At 73.3% G+C, this 19931-nt stretch carries 17 protein-coding genes; 7 read left to right on the top strand and 10 right to left on the bottom strand.

Annotated elements, in window-relative coordinates; translation table 11 throughout:
- Positions 1-16 precede the first annotated feature (16 nt).
- On the top strand, positions 17-1396 hold the full coding sequence (locus tag KK483_RS09325; RefSeq protein ID WP_262004747.1) for a Bcr/CflA family multidrug efflux MFS transporter: 1380 nt from the start codon (positions 17-19) through the stop codon (positions 1394-1396).
- Between the two features lie 246 nt (positions 1397-1642).
- Here KK483_RS09325 and KK483_RS09320 read toward each other — a convergent pair whose 3' ends face one another.
- On the bottom strand, positions 1643-2965 hold the full coding sequence (locus KK483_RS09320) for a hypothetical protein (protein WP_262004746.1): 1323 nt from the start codon (positions 2963-2965) through the stop codon (positions 1643-1645).
- A 119-nt stretch (positions 2966-3084) separates the two neighbouring features.
- On the opposite strand from KK483_RS09320, the gene KK483_RS09315 reads away from it, so the two are divergent.
- Complete coding sequence (locus KK483_RS09315; RefSeq protein ID WP_262004745.1) at positions 3085-4062, top strand: small ribosomal subunit Rsm22 family protein; 978 nt, start codon at positions 3085-3087, stop codon at positions 4060-4062.
- Positions 4063-4110: 48 nt separating this feature from the next.
- Here KK483_RS09315 and ddaH read toward each other — a convergent pair whose 3' ends face one another.
- The gene (gene ddaH / locus KK483_RS09310) at positions 4111-4977 is read right to left on the bottom strand and encodes a dimethylargininase (RefSeq protein WP_399013775.1); all 867 of its coding nucleotides are present in this window, start codon (positions 4975-4977) and stop codon (positions 4111-4113) included.
- A 111-nt stretch (positions 4978-5088) separates the two neighbouring features.
- Here ddaH and KK483_RS09305 point away from each other — a divergent pair, with 111 nt between their 5' ends.
- Positions 5089-5694: a TetR/AcrR family transcriptional regulator gene (locus tag KK483_RS09305; RefSeq protein WP_262004743.1), complete on the top strand. Its 606-nt coding sequence runs from the start codon at positions 5089-5091 to the stop codon at positions 5692-5694.
- 116 nt (positions 5695-5810) lie between these two features.
- The gene (locus tag KK483_RS09300) at positions 5811-6578 is read left to right on the top strand and encodes a bifunctional DNA primase/polymerase (protein ID WP_262004742.1); all 768 of its coding nucleotides are present in this window, start codon (positions 5811-5813) and stop codon (positions 6576-6578) included.
- A gap of 148 nt (positions 6579-6726) precedes the next feature.
- Here KK483_RS09300 and KK483_RS09295 read toward each other — a convergent pair whose 3' ends face one another.
- From KK483_RS09295 to KK483_RS09265, 7 genes are all read right to left on the bottom strand, one after another.
- On the bottom strand, positions 6727-7677 hold the full coding sequence (locus KK483_RS09295) for a hypothetical protein (RefSeq protein ID WP_262009411.1): 951 nt from the start codon (positions 7675-7677) through the stop codon (positions 6727-6729).
- Positions 7595-8584: an iron uptake transporter permease EfeU gene (gene efeU, locus KK483_RS09290; protein ID WP_262004741.1), complete on the bottom strand. Its 990-nt coding sequence runs from the start codon at positions 8582-8584 to the stop codon at positions 7595-7597. The genes KK483_RS09295 and efeU overlap by 83 nt, the downstream gene beginning before the upstream one ends.
- 34 nt (positions 8585-8618) lie before the next feature.
- The gene (efeB, locus tag KK483_RS09285) at positions 8619-9860 is read right to left on the bottom strand and encodes an iron uptake transporter deferrochelatase/peroxidase subunit (RefSeq protein WP_262004740.1); all 1242 of its coding nucleotides are present in this window, start codon (positions 9858-9860) and stop codon (positions 8619-8621) included.
- Positions 9861-10087: 227 nt separating this feature from the next.
- Entirely contained in the window at positions 10088-11236 is a 1149-nt protein-coding gene (gene efeO, locus KK483_RS09280) for an iron uptake system protein EfeO (RefSeq protein ID WP_262004739.1), read from the bottom strand.
- Positions 11237-11392: 156 nt separating this feature from the next.
- Complete coding sequence (locus tag KK483_RS09275; protein ID WP_262004738.1) at positions 11393-12238, bottom strand: heme ABC transporter ATP-binding protein; 846 nt, start codon at positions 12236-12238, stop codon at positions 11393-11395.
- A gap of 33 nt (positions 12239-12271) precedes the next feature.
- Positions 12272-13339, bottom strand: coding sequence for an iron ABC transporter permease (locus KK483_RS09270; protein ID WP_262009409.1), 1068 nt, complete (start codon positions 13337-13339; stop codon positions 12272-12274).
- 695 nt (positions 13340-14034) lie between these two features.
- Entirely contained in the window at positions 14035-15072 is a 1038-nt protein-coding gene (locus KK483_RS09265; protein WP_399013771.1) for a hemin ABC transporter substrate-binding protein, read from the bottom strand.
- A 201-nt stretch (positions 15073-15273) separates the two neighbouring features.
- Between KK483_RS09265 and KK483_RS09260 the strand changes: the two genes are divergently transcribed.
- The 3 genes from KK483_RS09260 to KK483_RS09250 all read left to right on the top strand — a co-directional run bounded on the left by KK483_RS09260 (position 15274) and on the right by KK483_RS09250 (position 19147).
- The gene (locus KK483_RS09260) at positions 15274-16749 is read left to right on the top strand and encodes an HtaA domain-containing protein (RefSeq protein ID WP_262004736.1); all 1476 of its coding nucleotides are present in this window, start codon (positions 15274-15276) and stop codon (positions 16747-16749) included.
- A 45-nt stretch (positions 16750-16794) separates the two neighbouring features.
- On the top strand, positions 16795-18372 hold the full coding sequence (locus KK483_RS09255) for an HtaA domain-containing protein (protein WP_262004735.1): 1578 nt from the start codon (positions 16795-16797) through the stop codon (positions 18370-18372).
- Positions 18373-18490: 118 nt separating this feature from the next.
- On the top strand, positions 18491-19147 hold the full coding sequence (locus tag KK483_RS09250) for a PhzF family phenazine biosynthesis protein (RefSeq protein ID WP_262004734.1): 657 nt from the start codon (positions 18491-18493) through the stop codon (positions 19145-19147).
- Between the two features lie 30 nt (positions 19148-19177).
- Here KK483_RS09250 and KK483_RS09245 read toward each other — a convergent pair whose 3' ends face one another.
- The gene (locus KK483_RS09245) at positions 19178-19846 is read right to left on the bottom strand and encodes a heme oxygenase (biliverdin-producing) (protein WP_262009408.1); all 669 of its coding nucleotides are present in this window, start codon (positions 19844-19846) and stop codon (positions 19178-19180) included.
- Positions 19847-19931: the final 85 nt, after the last annotated feature.

Genomic DNA, 19931 nt, shown 5'->3' with positions numbered 1-19931 from the left:
GGAACAGGAGCAGTTGATGCCGGAGAGCGGCCCGACCCGTACGCAAGGACACATATCCCCCGCCGCACAGGCAGCCGCACCGGCACCGGCACTGCCGTCCGCACCGACAGCGGCGTCCGCGTCGACACCGGTGTCCGCACCGGCACCGTCCCCCGTGGCACCGCCCGCCGCGGCCCGCCGCGCCGGTCTCCTCGTCACGCTCGTCCTCGGCGGCCTCACCGCCCTGCCGCCGCTGTCCATGGACATGTACCTCCCGGCCCTGCCCCAGGTCACCGGCGCGCTGCACGCCCCCGCCGCCACCGTCCAGCTCACGCTCACCGCCTGTCTCGCCGGTATGGCCCTCGGCCAGCTCGTCGTCGGCCCCATGAGCGACAGATGGGGCCGACGGCGCCCGCTGCTCGCCGGCATGCTCGTGTACATCGTCGCCACCGCGGTCTGCGCCCTCGCGCCCACCATCGAACTGCTCATCGCCTTCCGGCTGCTCCAGGGCCTCGCGGGTGCCGCGGGCATCGTGATCGCCCGCGCCGTCGTCCGCGATCTGTACGACGGCGTGGAGATGGCCCGGTTCTTCTCGACCCTGATGCTGATCTCCGGGGCCGCCCCGATCGTCGCCCCGCTCGTCGGCGGCCAGATCCTCCAGGTCACGGACTGGCGGGGCGTCTTCCACGTCCTGACCGTGGTCGGCGTGCTGCTCACCCTCGTCGTCTGGCGCTGGCTGCACGAGACGCTGCCGCCCGAGCGCCGGCACGGCGGCGGCGTCGGCACGGCGCTGCGCACCATGCGCGGACTGCTCGCCGACCGCGTCTTCACCGGCTACATGCTGGCCGGATCGCTCGCCTTCGCCGCGCTGTTCGCGTACATCGCGGCCTCGCCGTTCGTCGTCCAGGAGATCTACGGAGCCTCGCCGCAGACCTTCAGCCTGCTCTTCGGGCTCAACTCGATCGGCCTCGTCGCGGTCGGGCAGATCAACGGGAAGGTGCTCGTCGGCCGGGTCAGCCTCGACAAGGTGCTCGGCTTCGGGCTCGCGGTGATCGCGGCCGCGGCGCTCGCGCTGCTGCTGCTGACGACGGGGGTCTTCGGCGAGGCCGGGCTCGTGCCGGTCGCCGCCGGTCTCTTCGTCCTGATGTCCGCGATGGGCCTGGCGATGCCGAACACCAACGCCCAGGCGCTGATGCGCACCCCGCACGCCGCCGGTTCGGCCTCCGCGCTGCTCGGCACCTCCTCCTTCCTCATCGGCGCGGTCGCGTCCCCGCTGGTCGGGATCGCGGGGGAGGCGACCGCGGTGCCGATGGCCGTGGTGCAGCTGGTGTGCGCGCTCGGCGCGATCGCGTGCTTCCTCGGCCTGTGCCGCCCGTGGCGCAGGGCGCCGGAGGGCGCCCACGCGTCCGCTCGCTAGTGCGGTGACCGGAAGGGGGCACCGGCTCGCGATGCCCGGCACGGCGCCTGGCGGCGTCGTCGGAGTCGCCTGAGTACGTCCGGTACGAGGGCGGTCCTCCGCCCTGCGGTGCACCGCACCGGGCGCGCGCCACGAGCGGGCGACTCGGCACACCTTCCCGGTCACAGCACCAGGCCGGGTCCGACGCGTCCCGTCCGGCGGCCTGTTGGGCGGACGGCACCATGTGCCGGACACGGCCCAGGGTGCTCAGTCCACGCGGGCGTAGCCGATCAGGTGCAGCCGGTCCTTGGCGTCCGTCCAGCGGAACAGCCCGACGCCCGACGTGTCGGCGGCGGGCAGCCGGGCGTTGGGGGAGAGGGCTTCGGGCAGTCCCGTCGCCAGGTCGACCTCGTACGGGGCGCCGCCGCCCGCGAGCGCCTCGCTCGCGCCGCGGGTGTTCGCCGCGCCGTACGCCAGGCCGTCGTCGGTGACCGTCACCAGGGTCAGCGGGTGGGTGCCGTCGGGCTCCTCGAAGCAGTGGCCGGTCCGCTCCTGGAGGTCGAAGGCGAGGCTTCCGGCGACCAGATAGCGGCCGTCGGGGGAGAGCACGGCCTGCGGGTACTCGCCGGGCTCGATGGCCGGTTTGTGGCACTCGGCGGCCACCAGCGCCTTCCCTGACGCCGCGTCGTGCACCGCCCACAGGTCGTGGGTGGTGGCGCGCTGCGTCTTCGCCGCCTTACGCCAGCGGACGAGGACCTGCCCGGAGGTGAGCGAGGTCGGCGTGCCGTACGCGGGGTCGGCGCCGGACGGGGCGACGCCGCGGCTGAACCAGCCGCCGCGCACCCAGAACTCCCGGGCCCCGCTCACCAGCAGGCCCTTCGCGGTCAGCCCGCGCACCTCGGTGAGCTGCCCGCAGGTCGCGCAGCCCTTCGGCGGCCGGAGCTCCTTCGGCGCTATCACGGTCACACCGCCGGTGACCGGGTCGACGACGGCGCTGCGCGCCCCGCCGTCGCCGATGAGGATCCCGGGGCCGGTGCCGGAGACGGCCGGTGCGGTGGGCCAGGGCACTTCGACGCGCTTCCGGGTGCCGTCGAGGGCGTCGTACACGTCGAGTGAGACAAAGGTGCCGGAGGGGGTGAGGGTGTCGCGGCCCGCCTTGCCGAAGGACCAGGTGACGAAGAACTGCCGCTCGTCCTTGGTGACGGCGAGCAGCCGCGGGAAGTTCGCCGGACCCGCGAGCGCGGACCAGGGCTCGCCCGACCAGCCGGGCCTGCCGGTGGCGGCGTCCACGGTCCGCAGCCGGAAGTCGTCCTGCTCGCGGACGAGGTAGGCGACGAGGCCGGTCTCGCGGGCGACGGCGTAGTCGGGCGAGGTGTCGGGGAGCTCCCAGCCCTTGGCCGTGTCGTAGGCGGGCGGGACGGTGAGCAGGGTGGCGGGGCGTGGGGTCCGGGTGGTGGGCGTGGCCGACCCGCCGCCCTTTTTGTCGCCCTTGTCGGCTTTTTCTGCACCGTCGCAGGTGGCCAGCAGGAGGATCAGGGCGAGCACGGCCACCCCGGCCACCAGGGCCATGCGTACGACCCGCTGTCTCATGGTCCCCCCGCCCGGCACCGCCGCCATGGTCAACGGCGGTCAGCGTAGCAACTGGCGCGGTGCGCCCCGGGGTTGGAGGGCGGACTGCCGCACGGCGGTTTCCGGCCTAGAATTCGCCGGTGAACGCCACCCTCCCCGAAGCCCTCGCCGGACTCCTCGACGGGCTCCCGCCGAACCGCGCCGCCCAGGCCGTGGACCGGCTCATCGCCAGCTACCGGGGGGACACACCGACGGACGCACCGGTGCTGCGGGACCGGGCGGACGTCGCCGCGTACGCGGCGTACCGGATGCCCGCGACCTTCGAGGCGGTACGGTCCGCACTCGCGGCGCTGCGGGCCGCGGCCCCGGCATGGGTGCCCTCGACGCACACCGACATCGGCGGCGGCACGGGCGCGGCGAGCTGGGCGGTCGCCGACGCGTGGCCGGAGGGCGGCCACCGCACGACGGTGCTGGACTGGGCGGAGCCCGCGCTGGCGCTGGGGCGGGAGCTCGCGGCAGGCGCGGATTCGCCCGCGCTGCGGGCGGCGCAGTGGCGTCGGGCACGGATCGGCAAGGGCCTGGAGCTCGAACCGGCGGACCTGATCACGATCTCGTATGTCCTCAAGGAGCTCACCGAGGCGGACCGCGAGGAGCTCGTCTCGCGCGCCGCGGCGGCGGGCCGGGCGGTCCTGGTCGTCGAACCCGGCACCCCCGACGGATACGAGCGGATCATCGCTGCCCGCGACCGCCTGATCGCGGCGGGCCTGCGCGTCGCCGCGCCCTGCCCGCACAGCGAGGCGTGCCCGATCGTGCCGGGTACGGACTGGTGCCACTTCGCGGCGCGGGTGAGCCGGTCGTCGCTGCACCGGCGGGTGAAGGGCGGCTCGCTGGCGTACGAGGACGAGAAGTTCAGCTACGTCGCCGCGACCCGCTTCCCGGCCGCTCCGGCGCCGTCCCGGGTCACCCGCAAACCCCAGATCCGCAAGGGCCAGGTCCTCCTGGACCTCTGCTCCGCCGACGAGACCCTCCATCGGACCACGGTGACGAAGCGCCACGGCCCGGACTACCGCGCGGCACGGGACACGTCCTGGGGCGACGAGTGGCCCCCGGGGGCCTGACACGATCGTCCGGGGGGTGCGGGGGGTACGGAGTACCCCCCCCGCGGTTCAGGGGCGGAGCTCCTGGGTGCAGCACTTGACGCTGCCGCCGCCCTTGAGGAGCTCGCTCAGGTCGACGCCCACCGGCTCGAAGTCACGGGCCCGCAGCGGGCCGAAGAGGCCCACCGCCGCCTGCGGGAGCAGGACGTGGCGTCCGTCGCTGACCGCGTTCAGGCCGAGCGCCGCCGCGTCCGCCTCGCGGGCGATGAGGGCGTCGGGGAAGAGGCGGGCGAGGACCGCGCGGCTGCCGGGGGAGAAGGCGCCGGGGTAGTACATGATCTCGTCCGTCTCGGCGTCGAGGACGGACAGCGCCGTGTCCAGGTGGTAGTAGCGCGGGTCCACCAGCTCCAGCCCGATCACCGGCCGTCCGAAGAACTCCTGCGCCTCGTCGTGCGACAGCGGGCTCGACCGGAAGCCCTGCCCCGCCAGCACGTACGTCGAGGTCACCGCGAAGTCGCCCTCGCCCTCGTTGATGTGCACCGGCTCGTGGATCTCGGTGAAGCCGTTCGCGCGGAACCACTCCAGGTGGGCCTCCGCCTCCGCCTCCCGCTCGCGGTGGGCGAAGCGCGCCCCGAGCACGCGCCCGTCCACGACGGTCGCGCCGTTCGCGGCGTAGACCATGTCGGGCAGGTCCGCCCGCGGTTCCAGCAGTTCCACGGTGTGGCCGAGCGCGCGGTAGCGGTCGCGCAGCGTCTCCCACTGGGCGAGCGCCAGCGACAGGTCGACGGGCTTCCCGGGGTCCATCCAGGGGTTGATGGAGTACGTCACCTCGAAGTGCGTGGGTGGGCACATGAGGTAGCGGCGGGAACGGGCGTCACGAGGCAATGCGGGCTCCTCACGAGCGGCAGTGGCGCACGGTCTGTGCGTCCAGCCCATGGTGCGGCCTGCGGAGCCCCCGCGCTGTGATCCGAACGGGTGGTTCATCACACATACGCCGGCAGTACAGCGAGACGATACGTAGCGTCACGTCGCTGCTAGGTTGATCCCATGGCAGAGACCAGGCCGCCCGACGCCTCCCGCCGCAGCGAACGCTCCCGCCGCGCCATCTACGACGCCGCCCTCGACCTCGTCGGCGAGGCGGGCTACACCCGGACGACCATCGAGGGCATCGCCGCCCGCGCGGGCGTGGGCAAGCAGACCATCTACCGCTGGTGGCCCTCCAAGGCCGCGGTCCTCCTCGACGCCTTCCTCGACCGCGCCGAGCAGGCGGCTCGGGGCGAACCCGACCTCCCCGACACCGGCGACCTGGAGGCCGACCTCAAGCTGGTCCTGCGCGCCACCGTCGACGAGCTGAACTCGCCCGTCTACGACGCCCCCGCCCGCGCCCTCGCCGCCGAGAGCGTCAGCGACCCCGCCCTCGCCGCGCAGTTCGTCGAGCGCCTCCTCGAACCCTCCCTCCAGCTGTACGTCCGCAGGCTGGACGCCGCCCGGGCCGCCGGGCACGTACGCGCCGGCATCGACCCGCGCATCGCCCTGGAGCTCTTCGTCGGCCCGCTCGCCCACCGCTGGCTGCTGCGCACCCTGCCGCTCACCCACGAGTACGCCGACAAGGTCGTCGAGTACGCACTGCACGGCCTCGCGCCCAGGGAGTGACCACACGATCGGGGGGTGCGGCCACACGACGTGGGGGATGGTGGGACGATGGCAGCAGTATCGACATGCGGCTCCGCCGCGTGGCCCGGGGGCGCGACACACGTGTGAGGGGATAGATGGGCGACGGTATCGGCCGTAATCGCGGCGCGGACGCGGAGAGCAGGACGTCCTGGGAGAGCCTGCTGCCGCAGTGGCTGCGCAGGCGCCCCCGCGAGGACGACGGGGACGGCGCGGACCACCGCCTGGCCCTGCTGCTGGCCACCGCCGCCGCCGGACTGCCGCTCGCGCCCGCCGCGTACCCCGCCGGCTTCAGCTGCTCCTGCGAGCGCATCGGCTGTCCCACCCCCGCCCGGCACCCCGTCTCCTTCGCCTGGCAGACGCAGTGCTCGACCGACCCCGGCACGATCCAGCGCTGGGCGGAGGACGAGCCCGAGGCGAACTTCGTCACCGCCACCGGCATGGTCCACGACGTCCTCGACGTACCGCTGGAGGCCGGGCGCGCGGCGCTGGAGCGGCTGCTCGCCGAGGGCGTCGACGTCGGCCCGGTGACCGAGTCGGGCGGCGACCGGATGCTGTTCTTCACCGCCACCCGCGGCACGCCCGAGGACGAGGACGAGTGGTGGCCCTGCGAGCTGGACTGCCACCCCGAGACGACGGACGAGCATCCGGGCCTCGGCTGGCACAGCCGCGGCAGCTACGTCCTCGTACCGCCCGCGCGCCTGCCCGACGGCCTCACGGTCGACTGGGTGCGCGGCCCCGAGCATCCGCTGCCGGACCCGCTGACGCTGCTGGAGGCGCTGGCCGACGCGTGCGCCAAGTACGCGGACGAGACCGGTGACCACGAGCACGGACACCACAGCCCGGCCTGGCCCCTGCACCGCTGACGCTCAGGACCGCTGACGCTCAGGACCGCTGACGCTCAGGACCGCTGACGCTCAGGACCGCTGACGCTCAGGACCGCTGACGCTCAGGACCGCTGACGCGACGGAACAGCACGGAACAGCGAGGACAGGCGGGGCCCTCGCGGCGGGACTACGAGCCCTCCGCCGACGTCACGCCCTGGAGCCGCCCCACGACCGTCACCGCGGGCCCCGACGCCCCGCTCGGCGCCAGCTTGACGGCCTGGCTCGACACCCACTCCTTCGTGAGCGTGTTCTTCACCTCGCCGGTCATCAGCGCTCGCACGTCCGGGCTGACCTTCGGCCGGTAGCCCGCAGCCGCCGTCTGCCGGTCGAAGTAGCGCATCGAGAAGAACACCAGCGCACCGCCGTCCTCCGTGACCAGCCCCAGCGGCGCGAAGTCACCGGTGTCCAGCGGCTGGTCGACGTACTGCGTGGACAGGCCGGGCCGCCGCTCGCTCTGCCTGCGCTCCTCGCGCCAGCCGCTCGTGTGCACGCCCGCGGCGAAGTGGTCCGGCTTGCCGCGCTGGAGGTACGAGACGTACTCCTCGCTCAGGTTCCGCGGCGCGACCGCCGTCGCGGCCGAGTCCGGGGGCACCGGCTCCACCCAGCCGTCCTTGTCCGTGCGGAACACGGGCACCTCGTCCGGCGTCAGGATCGCCAGGTACGCGGCCTCCCACAGCTGGTCGTTGCCGTTCCTGACGAACACCATCAGCCAGCGGCTGTCCTGCGCTCCGCCGTCGACGTCGCGGTTGCTGTCGGTGTCCGCGACGAACCACCGCGGCCAGCCCGCCTTCTTCGGCACGTGGAACGCCGCGTCCGTCAGCTCCAGCGGCCGGTGCTGCGGATTGCCGCCCGGCGTCGTGATGCTGCGCGCCTTCAGGCCCGCCTGGTTGATCGCGCCGAGCGCGCCCGTGACCCGGCCCGCGTCGAGCGCCGGATCGTATGCCTTGTCCGCCTTGTTGTACGCGTCGGTGAAGTCCTTCAGGGCCTGCGCGGCCTCACTCTTCGTCGCCGCCGGTACGACTTCCAGCTCGCCGTGAACCGTCACGCACCCGCTCGCCGTCAGCGACAGCACCGTCACCGCCGCGAGCCCCGTCGCCGTCCGACCCAGCCTCGCCCGATCCAGCCTGCTCATCGGTTGCCTTCTGCGCCTTCTGCTCCTCGACCCCCACTGACCGTCCGAACCCTACCGGGGCAAGGAACAGGGCGAGTACGGGGACCAGATACAGCGCCCACACCGTGACCTGGAGCACGGTCGGGTTCGGCTGGAAGTTGAACACGCCCTTCAGCAGCGTCCCGTACCAGCTGTCCGGCGGGATCGTCGCGCTGATGTCGAACGCCTTGTCCGCCAAACCGCCCAGGAAACGGGCCTCCTGGAGGTCGTGGACGCCGTACGCGAGGACACCCGCGGCAACGACGACCAGCATCCCGCCCGTCCAGGTGAAGAACCTCGACAGGTTGATCCGCAGCGCGCCCCGGTAGAACAGCCAGCTCAGCAGCGCCGCGGAAGCGATCCCCAGCAGGACCCCGGTCAGCGGCCCCGACGAGCCGCTCGCGTCCGTGGCGGCCCGTACCGACGCCCAGACGAACAGCGCCGTCTCCAGGCCCTCACGGCCCACCGCCAGGAAGGCCGTGACGACCAGCGCACCCGTGCCCATCCGCAGCGCGGCGTCCAGTTTGCCGTGGAGTTCGGCCTTCAGATGCCGCGCGGTACGCCGCATCCAGAAGACCATCCAGGTCACCAGGCCGACCGCGACGATCGACAGGGAGCCGCCGAGCAGCTCCTGCGCCTCGAACGTCAGCTCCTGGGAGCCGAATTCAAGGGCCGCGCCGAACGCGAGCGACACGGCGCAGGCCACCCCGACCCCGGTCCAGACCGGTTTCAGGGCGTCCCGGCGGTCCGTCTTCACGAGGTACGCGACGAGGATGCAGACGACCAGACCGGCCTCCAGGCCCTCGCGCAGGCCGATCAGATAGTTGCCGAACACAGAGGGTTCCTTCCGCTCACGAGAACAACGCCGCTCACGAGAACAGCGCCCGCCCCCACCAGTCGTCCTCGTCCCGGACGCCCGGCGGGATCGCGTACAGCGCCGAACCCACGTGCTGGATGTATTCGTTGAGGACGTCGCTCGCGGCGAGACTCCGCTGCACCGGCACGAAGCCCTTGGCGACGTCCCGCTGGTAGGCGAGGAAGAACAGGCCCGCGTCGAGCCGGCCGAGACCGTCCGTGCCGTCCGTGAACGAGTAGCCGCGCCGCAGCATCCGCGCCCCGCCGTTGGAGTCGGGGTGGGCGAGGCGTACGTGCGCCGTCGGCAGCATGGCGGGCAGGAACGGCTCGTCGCGCTCCCTCGCCCTGCCCACGGGGGCACCCTCGCCCTTGTCGCGCCCGAAGATGTCCTCCTGCTCCTGGAGCGGCGTGCGGTCCCAGGTCTCGATGTTCATCCGGATCCGCCGCGCCACGAGGTACGAGCCGCCCGTCAGCCAGGCCGGGCCGTCCTTCCCGGACACCCACACGTGCTCGTCCAGGGCGGCGGCGTCGGTGCCGGAGATGTTCCGGGTGCCGTCCTTGAAGCCCATCATGTTGCGCGGCGTCTGCTCCTCGGGCGTCGTCGACGACGTCTTGCCGAAGCCGAGCTGCGACCAGCGGACCGCGACCCTGCCGAAGCCGATGCGGGCGAGGTTGCGGATCGCGTGCACGGCCACCTGCGGGTCGTCCGCGCACGCCTGGACGCACAGATCACCGCCGCTGCGCGCCGGATCGAGGTTGTCGCCCCTGAACTTGGGCAGCTCGACCAGCGCCGCCGGCCTGCGCTCGCGCAGCCCGAAGCGGGCGTCGAAGAGGGAGGGCCCGAAGCCGACGGTGAGGGTGAGACGGGACGGCTTGAGGCCGAGTGCCTCGCCGGTGTCGTCCGGCGGGGCCTCGGCAAGACCGCCGTAGGCGCCCTCGCCGACCGCCTGACCGGCCGTCATCCGCTCGGCGGCACGCGTCCAGTCCTTCAGCAGCCGGACCAGCTCGGCGCGGTCGCCGCTCCTCACGTCGAACGACGCGAAGTGCAGCCGGTCCTGCACGGCAGTGGCGACACCGGCCTGGTGCGTCCCGTGGAACGGCACCGCAGCGCCGCTCGCGGCGGCGGGCGCGGTCGCCTCCCCGCCGCCGGTCACCGCGGCCACCGCTCCGCCGGCCGCGGCGGCGCCGAGTGCGAGCCCGGCGCCGCCCCAGCCGAGGAGCGCGCGCCGCGAGGGGCGCGCGCGGTCCGGCTGCATCGCATGGGGCTGGGCCCCATCGGGCCGTGCCGCATCGGGCCGGGTCGTCTCGGGCCGGGGCGTGTCGGTGCGCGCGGCGGTCGGCTGCGCGGCGCCCGGTGTGGATAGGGCTTGCTCCGTGCGCTGCGCTGCGGGCGGCTGATCCGCGCCGGGAGGCGTGTGTCTCCCCGGTGCTGGTGTGCCGGCGGTCGTCTCGTCGGGCATCGCAATCTTGCCTTTCCCGCTCACTACTTGACGACGGCCGCGGCGAGCTTCGACAGCGGCTCCGCGAGCGCGTTCACCCCGTCGGACAGCTCCTTGCGCTGCGGCTCGGCGACCTTGTCGTACGAGGTGAAGACGTAACTCGCCTTGTCCGTGCGGTACTTGTCGAGCAGCGTGTTCAGTGCGGCGAACTGCTTGTCCAGCTCGGCGACGAGCGCCGCGTCGTTCTTCACCGCGACCGGCTTCAGCAGCTCGTACGACTTCTGCGCGCCCTCGACGTTCGCCTTGAAGTCGACCAGGTCGGTGTGGGAGTAGCGCTCCTCCTCACCCGTGACCTTGCCGGTGGCGACCTCGTCGAGGAGCTCCTTGGCGCCGTTCGCCATCGAGGTCGGTGTGATCTCGGCGGTGCCGACCTTCCTGACCCAGTCGGCGAGGTCCTTGTCGAGTGTGTCCGCGAACTCCGTCGTCTGCGGCCCGAGCTTCCCGTCCTGCCACAGCGCCTTCTCCAGGCGGTGCCAGCCCGTCCACTCCTGGCCCGGTTCCAGGTCGGCGACGCCGTCCTCGCGGAGGTCGACCCTGGGGTCGATGTCGCCGAACGACTCGGCGACCGGCTCGGTGCGCTCCCAGCCGATGCGGGAGTCGGCGTACGCCTTCTTCGCCGCCTCGATGTCGCCGGCGCGCACCGCGTCGGTGAACACCTTCACCTTCGGCAGCGTCTCGTCGGCCTGCTGCTGGACGTACGTGCGGTACGCGGCGACCGCCCTGTCCATCTCCGGGGAGCGCTTGGCGACGGTGCCGCCGGTGGCCTTGACCGGCCGGCGGATGCCCTCGCCGGTCATGCCCGGCTTGCAGGCGATCGTGTAGTCACCGGCCTTCACCTCGGCGGTGAGGCTCGCCCTGGTGCCGGGGCCGATGTTCTCGCGCTCGGTGACGATGCGGTCGTCCGGGAAGAGGATGTAGACCTCGGTGACCTTGGAGCCCTTGTTCTCGATGTCCAACTGGACGTGCCCGGCGGGGAACTCCTCGGCGGACACCTCGCAGGCGTCGTCCTTCGCGGTGACGGCGATCGCACCGTGGCCGCCCTTGGCGTCGCCCTTCTCGGCGCAGCCGGTGACGGCGGTCAGGGCAGTCACGGCGGCCGCGGCGGTGACGACGGAGAGACGGACGGGTCGCATACGGGCTCCACGAAGAGGAGGGGGGTGGCGGTGAGGCGGACCTAACTTAACCGAGCCTTACCTGGCCGGTACCCCGCCGTCCAGTGATTCGCATCTCAGCATCGGCCGGGGGAAACGGGGCGGTCACGGGTCGGCCATGACCAGCCCTCGGGCAGGTCAAGTAGAGGTCAAGCGATCCCGTTTGGGCACGATGAGCGGCGCGCCGGTCCGCGGATGGGGCAGCACCTCGACCGGCTGCCGGTACACCTCGCTGAGCAGCCCGTCGCGGAACACCTCGCCCGGGGCGCCCTCGGCGGCGACCCGTCCGGCGTGGAGCACGGCCACCCGGTGCGCGTACGCCGCGGCGAGGCCCAGGTCGTGCAGGACGACGACGACCCCGTCGCCCGCGGCCGCCCGATCGCGGCACACCCGCAGCACCAGCTCCTGGTGGCGCAGGTCCAGCGCGGCGGTCGGCTCGTCGAGCAGCAGCAGCGGCGTGCGCTGGGCCAGTACGCGGGCGAGCGCGACGCGGGCCCGTTCGCCGCCGGACAGCGCGGAGAACGGCCGCGCGGCGAAGGCGTCGACCTCCGTCGCCGCCATGGCCTCGGCGACCGCCGCGTCGTCCTCGTCCTCACGGACGGTGCCCGCCCACGGGGCGCGCCCCATCCGCACGACCTCGGCGACGGTGAACGGGAACGACAGCGCGGCGGCCTGCGGAAGGACGGCGCGCCGCAGCGCCAGCTCGCGTGCGGACCAGGCGGACGCGGCGCGAGGGCCGATCCGCACCTCGCCCGCCGCCGGCGCCGTGTCCGCGGCCACGGCGGCGAGCAACGTGGACTTGCCGGCCCCGTTGGGCCCCACGAGCGCGACGACCTCGCCGGCGCGGGCGGTGAGCCCCACGCCCCGCAGTACCTCCCGCTCCCCCAGCCGCACAGACAGCCCTCGCGCCTCGGCGAGCACCTCACCGGGGGCGGGGCGGGCGGGCAACTCCCGGCCACGCCGGGGAAGTAGTGACTTGATCATGCGTAACCGCCTTGGTCCACCGGGTTCACGACATCACGCCCAGCCGCCCTGGCGGCGGCGTGTGCGGCGCAGGAGCCAGAAGAAGAACGGGCTGCCGAAGAGCGCCGTCAGGACGCCGAGCGGGAGCTCCGCAGGCGCTGCCGTCGTGCGGGCCGCGAGGTCGCCCACGACCAGGACCAGGGCGCCGCCGAGCGCGCTGCCCGGCACCAGGAAGCGGTGGCCGGGGCCGTTGGCCATCCGCAGCAGGTGCGGGACCAGCAGGCCCACGAATGTGATGATGCCCGCCACCGCGACGGCCGCGGCGGTGAGCAGGGCGACCACCAGGATCAGCACCAGGCGCAGCCGCCCCACGTCCACGCCCAGGTGGCGGGCGGGTCGTTCGCCGAGCGCGAGCAGGTCCAGCTTGCGCGCGTACAGCGGTGCGACGAGCAGCCCGATCGCGGCGGGCGGCAGGACCGCCAGCACCTTCGGCCAGGTGGCCTGCGCCAGCGAGCCGAGCTGCCAGAAGGTGATCTGGGTGATCTGCGCGTTGTCCGCGAAGAAGATGAACAGGCCGATCAGGGCACCGGCGAAGGCGTTGACGGCGATGCCCGTGAGGATCAGGGTGACGACCTCGGCCCGGCCGCCCGAGCGGGAGAGCGCGTAGACGAGCAGTACGGTCACCAGTCCGGCGACGAACGCGCAGACGGTGATGGTCCAGTTGCCGAAGAAGCTCAGCCCGAGCGCGATCGCGGCGACCGCTCCGACGGCCGCGCCCGAGGAGATCCCGATGACGCCGGGCTCGGCCAGCGGGTTGCCGAACACCCCCTGCATCAGTGCGCCCGCGCAACCGAGCGAGGCGCCGACGACCAGGGCGAGGACGACCCGCGGGAGGCGGACGTTCCACAGGACGCTCTCGCCGACCCGGTCGAGGGCGTGGCCGCCGAGCCCGAGCCGGTTTCCCACGGAGGCGAGGATGTCGTCCAGGGGGATCCGGTACGCGCCGATGCCGGCCGAGAGCAGGCAGGCGACGCCGAGCGCGATCAGCAGCCCGGCCGTCAGCAGCCATGCGGTGCTGCGCCGGCCGCCGTCGGCGGCACGATCGGTGTCCTTGCCGGGCACCGAGTCCCTCGGGGCCGGCACCGCGGGCACCGCCGCGGGTTCGCCCGCGGCGGATCCGGGACCGGCCGGCGTCACGAGGGCTGCCGGTGTCACAGGGCCGGTCGGCGTCACACGAACGGCCGTCCGGCCGGGGCCGGTTGCGGTGTCGGAGCCGGAGCCGGAGCCGGAGCCGGGCACGGAGCGGGAGCCGGGCACGGAGCGGGAGCCGGGCACGGAGCGGGAGCCGGGCACGGAGCGGGAGCCGGGGCCGGAGCCGGGCAGGGAGCTGGGATCGGGGGCGGCTGCGGTGTCCGGGCCGTGGCCGGTCGGCGTCACACGAACGGCCGTCCGGCCGGGGCCGGTTGCGGAGCCGGAGCCGGTGTCGGAGTCGGGGCCGGAGCCGGGCAGGGAGCTGGGATCGGGGCCGGTTGCGGAGCCGGAGCCGGAGCCGGAGCCGGTGTCGGGGCCGGAGTCGGGGCCGGGCACGGAGCGGGAGCCGGGATCGGGGGCGGTTGCGGTGTCCGGGCCGTGGCCGGGCACGGAGTCGGAGTCGGAGATGGGCACGGAGTCGGGGCCGGAGTCGGGCACGGAGCCGGAGTCGGGCACGGAGCTGGGATCCGGGGCGGTTGCCGTGTCCGGGTCGGAGCCGGGATCGGTGCCGGTGCCGGGAGCGGGGGCGGACGCCGACGCGGGCGTCGGGCGCGCGGGCGTGGTGGTCATGCGTCGCTTCCGTCCGCGTAGAGCTGGTACACGATCTCGGAGAGGACCTGATCGGTGCGCGGACCGTAGTTGAGGAGCACCCCGTCCTCCACCGAGACGATGCGCCGGTTCATGCCCGCCGGGGTCTGGGCGACGCCCGGGATCTCCACCAGGCCGTCCACGCCGCCCACGGACTGGAGCCCCTTCGTCATCACGAGAATGGCATCGGGCGCCGCCTTGGCGAGGGCTTCGCTGGTGATGGGCGTGAAGTCCTTGTCGAGGCCCGACTCCTTGCCCGCGTCCACCGCTCCGGCGGCCTCCAGCAGGGAGACGGCGCCGGACTGCGCTCCGCCGATCAGATAGACGGCCGCCGAGCCGCGTACGTAGAGGAAGGCCACGCGCGGCTCCCGGCCCGCACGGGCCGGGATCGTCTTCTGGACGGCGGCGATCCGGGCCTCCGTACGCTTCTTCAGCTCCGCGCCCGCGGCCTTGACGCCGAGGATCTGCGCGACCCGGTCGATGCGCCGGCCGACATCGTCGAGGCTCTTCGCCGGCTCGACCACGACGAGCGGGATGCCCGCGTCGCGTATCTGGCCGATCGCCTCGGCCGGGCCGGTGGTGGTCTCGGCGAGGACGATGCCGGGCCGCAGCGAGAGCACGCTCTCGGCGGAGACGTCGTGCGCGCGCGTCACCACCGGCAGCTTCGCGGCCTGTTCGAACGTGGCGGTGATGTCGCGGGCGACCACCCGGTCCCCGAGCCCGAGGGTGAAGACGATCTCGTTGAGCGAACCGGTGAGCGGCACGATCCGGTCGGCCGAGGTGACGGTGACCTTCCGGCCGTCCGCGGAGTCCACGGTGACCGGCATCGCCGGCTCGGGCGCGGAGCCCAGCGGTTCGAGCCGGTTGGGGGCGGCTGCCCCGCTTGCCCTCTGCTTCTGTGTCTGCTTCGGCGCGTCCGCCGAGCCGCCTCCGCCGCAGCCGGTGGCCGTCAGGGCGAGTGCGAGCACGGAGACGAGTGCACCTGCCAGGCGTGAAGTGCGCACGGAGTGGACCATCCTGTCTGTCCCTGATGCCGGATATGACCCTCCGGCATGCTGTGTGAGGTGATTCGCGGTTGACCGTGTGCGAATCGTTCGAGGTTCCTGTGGAGGAAGGGTTCCGGCACAGGCTGGGAGTAGCTTAGGTTAGCCTTACTTTACTTTCCAGGTCCCGGGCCTGGTTCGGCCTGTGCTTTCCTTCTCGTCCGGAGTGACCTCATGCTGCCCTTCAGACCGGTCCGCGCCTTCGCCGTGATGCTTCTCGCGGCGCTCGCCGGCGCCCTGCTGCCCGTCACCGCGGCCCACGCGGAGAGCCGGACGGTGCAGGGCGGCAGGCTCGACTGGGGCATCAAAGCCTCGTTCCAGAGCTACATCACCGGGCCCATAGCCAACGGGAGTTGGCGTCTGACGGGCGGGGCCGCGACGGTGGGCGGCAGCCAGTTCCGCTTCCACTCGGCCACGGGCTCGTACGACCCGGGGACCGGCGCGTTCCGCTCCGGCTTCTCCGGCGGCGTCCACTTCACCGGCCACAAGAAGCCCGACGGCACGCACCAGCTCGACCTGAGCATCAGCCGCCCCACCGTCCGGATCTCCGGCGGACGGGGCACGGTCCACGTCGACATGGTCAGCAAGGCCAAGGGCACCGGCAAACTCACGACCTACAACCAGGTCGCGTTCGCCGATCTGGACCTCTCCGGCATCGACATGCGCGGCGGCGGCAGCCCGGTCTCCCTGGCCGGCGTGCCCGCGACGCTGACCGCCCAGGGCGCCACCGCCTTCGCCGGCTACTACACGGCCGGCACCCCGCTCGACCCGGTGAGCCTCTCCGTCGACGTCGCGGCCGCCACGCGGACCCCTTCCGCCACGCCCTCCGCCTCCGCGTCGGCCGACGCGGGCGGGAAGGACGGGAAGGACGCGAAGAAGGGCCCGGGCGCGTTCCGTGACGCGGCCGTCGACTGGGGCGTGCGGCGCACCTTCCGCGAGTACGTCACCGGCTCCATCGCGCAGGGTAAGTGGACCCTCGCCGACGGCGCCGAGGACGGCGGCGCGCTGTTCCGCTTCCCCCGGGGCAAGGGCTCCTACGACCCGGAGAAGCAGACCCTCGACGCCGACTTCGCGGGCAGTGTGCGCTTCACCGGCAAGGACCTCGACCTGACCCTCGGCAAGGTCTCCGTCCGCGTCGAGAAGGGCAAAGGCACCCTGAGCGCCGACGTCACCTCCGGGGGTGCCACCACCAAGGCCGTGCCCCTGATCACCTTCGTGGCCGGGGACTTCGCGCCCAAGGGCGGTCTCGCACGGCTCACCGAGGCCCCGGCGACCCTGACCGAAGGCGGCTCCACGGCCTTCAACTCCCTCTACAGGGCGGGCACGGAGATGGACCCGATCTCGCTCGCCGTCGCCGTCGACGCCAAGGCGCACCTGCCGGCCCTGCCCGACCTGGGCAGCGAGCCCACCGCGTCCGCGTCGCCGACGGCGGACAAGCCCTCCGCAGACCCCACCGGGCAGACGGACGCCGCCGCCCCGTCCGGGACGTCCTCCCTCGCGGGGACGTACACGGCGGCCGGCGCGGCGCTGCTCGTCATCGCGGCCGCCGCGGTCTACGTCGCCCTGCGGCGCCGCCGCGCGAACACCGCTGGTTCTCCGCCCGCGTCCGACGGCCCCGACCCGGCCGTCGCCGCCGGCGACGAGAACTGATCCCCCCACGCCACCCCCGTATCAGGAACAAGGAGACCCCCGACCATGGCAGTAGTACGCCGCCCCGTCGCACTCGGTGCCGTCATAGCGACCGCGGTCGCCCTCGGCGCCACCGGATTCGCCGCCCTCCCGGCCCTCGCCGCCGGCTCCGCCGCGGCCCCGGCCGCCGCGCCGAAGCTGGAGATCGTCGACGGCACGCTCGACTGGGGCCTCAAGGAGTCCTTCCGCAAGTACGTCGCCGGTCCCATCGCCCACGGCTCCGTCAGCGTCGCGGACGGTGCCACGCAGGCCGCGGGCAACGGCGTCTTCACCTTCACCGGTGGCAAGGGCACCTACGACACCGCCACGCACGCCTCCGAGACGGCCTTCAAGGGCAGCGTCCACTGCCTCGGCCACGGCGGCGTCCTGGACGTGAAGGTGGGAGACATCAAGGTCGCCACCGGAGCCACCGCGGGCACCGTCACCGCCGACTTCACGAGCAAGAAGATGGACGGCACGGTCGTCACCAAGGACGACGCCGTGATCGCGGACCTCGACCTCACGGGCATCGCGCCGGGGCAGGGCGAGGGCGGTGCGACGGTACTCGCGAACATCCCGGCCAAGCTGACCGCCGACGGCGCCGAGGCGTTCGCCGGCTTCTACCAGGCGGGCACCGCGCTCGACCCGGCGACGCTCTCGGTCAAGGCGGCCGCTCCCTCCCCGTCACCGACCGGGAGCCCGTCCTCGTCCCCGTCGCCCACGGGCAGTCCCTCGTCCTCGCCGTCGCCGACCGGCAGTCCGTCCTCGTCCCCGTCGCCGACGGACGACCCGTCCACCACCCCGTCCGCGCCCGCCGACGGCACGATCGTCGACGGCAACCTCGACTGGGGCCTCAAGGAGTCCTTCCGTACCTACGTGGTCGGCCCGATCGCCGGCGGCAAGGTCGAACTCGCCGACGGCGCCGTCAGGAACGGCGAGATCTACCGCTTCACCAAGGCCGGCGGCTCGTTCGACGCCGGCAAGCAGAACCTCTCGGCGGAGTTCGACGGCTCGGTCCGCTTCCTCGGTCACAAGGAGGCCGACGGCACCTACGTGCTGGACCTGAAGCTCAGCGGTCTGCAGACCCAGGTGAAGAACGGCAAGGGCACTCTCGTCGCCGACGTGTCCAGCAAGGACCGCGAGACCCACAAGGTCTCCACCTTCGAGGACCTTCCCCTCGCCTCGCTGGACCTGCCGGACGGCAAGCTCAGCGCGAAGGACGGCGTCGTGACTCTGAGCGACGTCCCGGCCAGCCTGACGGCCGACGGCGCGCAGGCGTTCGCCGGCTTCTACGAGGCGGGCACCGAGCTCGACAAGGTGTCCCTGTCCGTCGCCCTCGACGAGGACGCCGAACTGCCCGGCGGCACCGGTGGATCGACCGGCGGTGGCACCGGCGGCTCGTCCTCCGGCGGCAGCACCGGAGGCACCACCGGTACCACCACCGGCGGCGGTACGGTCGGCGGCTCCGCCGGCGGCGGCAGCCTGGCCTCGACGGGCTCCGAACTCCCCGCGGGCGCCCTCCTCGCCGCGTCCGGCGCCGTCGCCGCGGCCGGTGCGGGCGTGGTCGTCGCGGTGCGCCGCAGGCAGTCCGCCCCGCAGTCCTGACCCGGCACCCCATGCGGCAGGGCCGCACCCGCGACCGCCACGGTCACGGGTGCGGCCCTGCCGCTTCCGGCCGCCTGCCCGTCGCTTCCCCGCCGTCAAGAGGTGCTTGAATGCCCGCGTGAGTGCAGAACCACCCCACGGCATCGACGTCCTGCGCGTCTTCTGCGGCCCGGACGGCCGCCACGGCAACGAGCTCGGCGTCGTACGCGACGGACGTGCCCACCCGGACCAGGCGTCGCGGCGGGCCCTTGCCCGCGAACTCGGCTTCAGCGAGACCGTGTTCGTGGACGACCCCGAGCGGGGCGTCGTCGACATCCACACCCCGGGCGCACGGCTGCCGTTCGCCGGGCATCCGCTCGTCGGCGTCGCCTGGCTGCTCGATCTGGAGGTCGTGCACCCGCCGGCGGGCGAGGTGTGGGTGCGCCAGGACGGCGAGTTCACCTGGATCACCGCGCGCGCCGAGTGGGCGCCGCCGCGCACCCTGCGGCAGTACGCGTCGGCGGCGGATGTCGAGGAGCTCGACGTGCCGCCGCCGGGGGAGTGGAGGTATGCCTGGGCCTGGGAGGACGAGGCCGGAGGGCGGATCCGGGCACGGGGGTTCCCGGGGCGCGGCGACAGGATTGATGAGGACGAGGCGACCGGCGCGGCGGCGCTGCTGCTCACCGCGCAGCTGGGCCGGGCCCTGAACATCGTCCAGGGCCGGGGGTCGCAGATCCTCACGGCCCCCGGCCCCGACGGCACGATCGAGGTCGGCGGCCGCGTACGCCTCGTGTGAGTGCGCCTCGTGTGAGAGGGGCGAGCGGGCTCAGGCGCTCAGCGGGCCCGTCCTGTCCGGACCGCAGGCAGCCCCCAGCTCCCGGAAGACGGCCCCGTTGAAGTCGAAGGCCCGCTTGCACTCGTCGATGATCCGCTGCTTCTCCAGGTCGTCCGCGTTCACCCGGTCCAGCAGCTCCCGGTAACCCCGCTTGAACGCCGCCGGGTTGGCGATCCCCTCGAAGACGTAGAACCGGACGCCGTCGCCCTTGCGGGCGAAGCCCCAGGTCCGCTCGGCCTTGTCGCGGATGATCTGCCCGCCGGAGAGGTCGCCGAGATACCGGGTGTAGTGGTGGGCCACATAGCCCGCGGGCCAGCTGCGGGCGCATTCCGCCACCCGCTCCGCGTACGCCGTGGTGGCGGGCAGCGGGCGCAGCCCGTCGCGCCAGTCCGCGCCCCGCAGATGCGCAAGGTCGCGCTCCAGCTCGGGCGTCCGGAACAGCTCGGGCTGGATGAAGGGCCCGGCGACGGGGTCGTCCCGGAGCGAGTCGGCGGCGTCCTCCAGCGCCCGGTACACGAACCAGAGCTGCTCCGTGTAGCGCGCGTAGGCGTCGACGCCCAGCCGGCCCCCGAGCAGGTCGCTCATGAAGGTCGAGGTTTCGGCCTCGGTGTGCTGCTCGTGCGACGCGACGCGGATCAGGGTCGAGAAGGGCGTGTCCAGCGTGTCCAAGGCGGACCTCCGGGAACCGGGACCGATGGGGAGGGGAACCAGTAGGATCCTGCTACTTAGGCTTACCTAAGTCAAT

It is taken from the genome of Streptomyces sp. FIT100 (assembly GCF_024584805.1).
Lineage (GTDB): Bacteria > Actinomycetota > Actinomycetes > Streptomycetales > Streptomycetaceae > Streptomyces.
The sequence above is the reverse complement of the archived record's forward strand: the minus strand, read 5'-3'. Positions and strand labels throughout refer to the sequence as shown.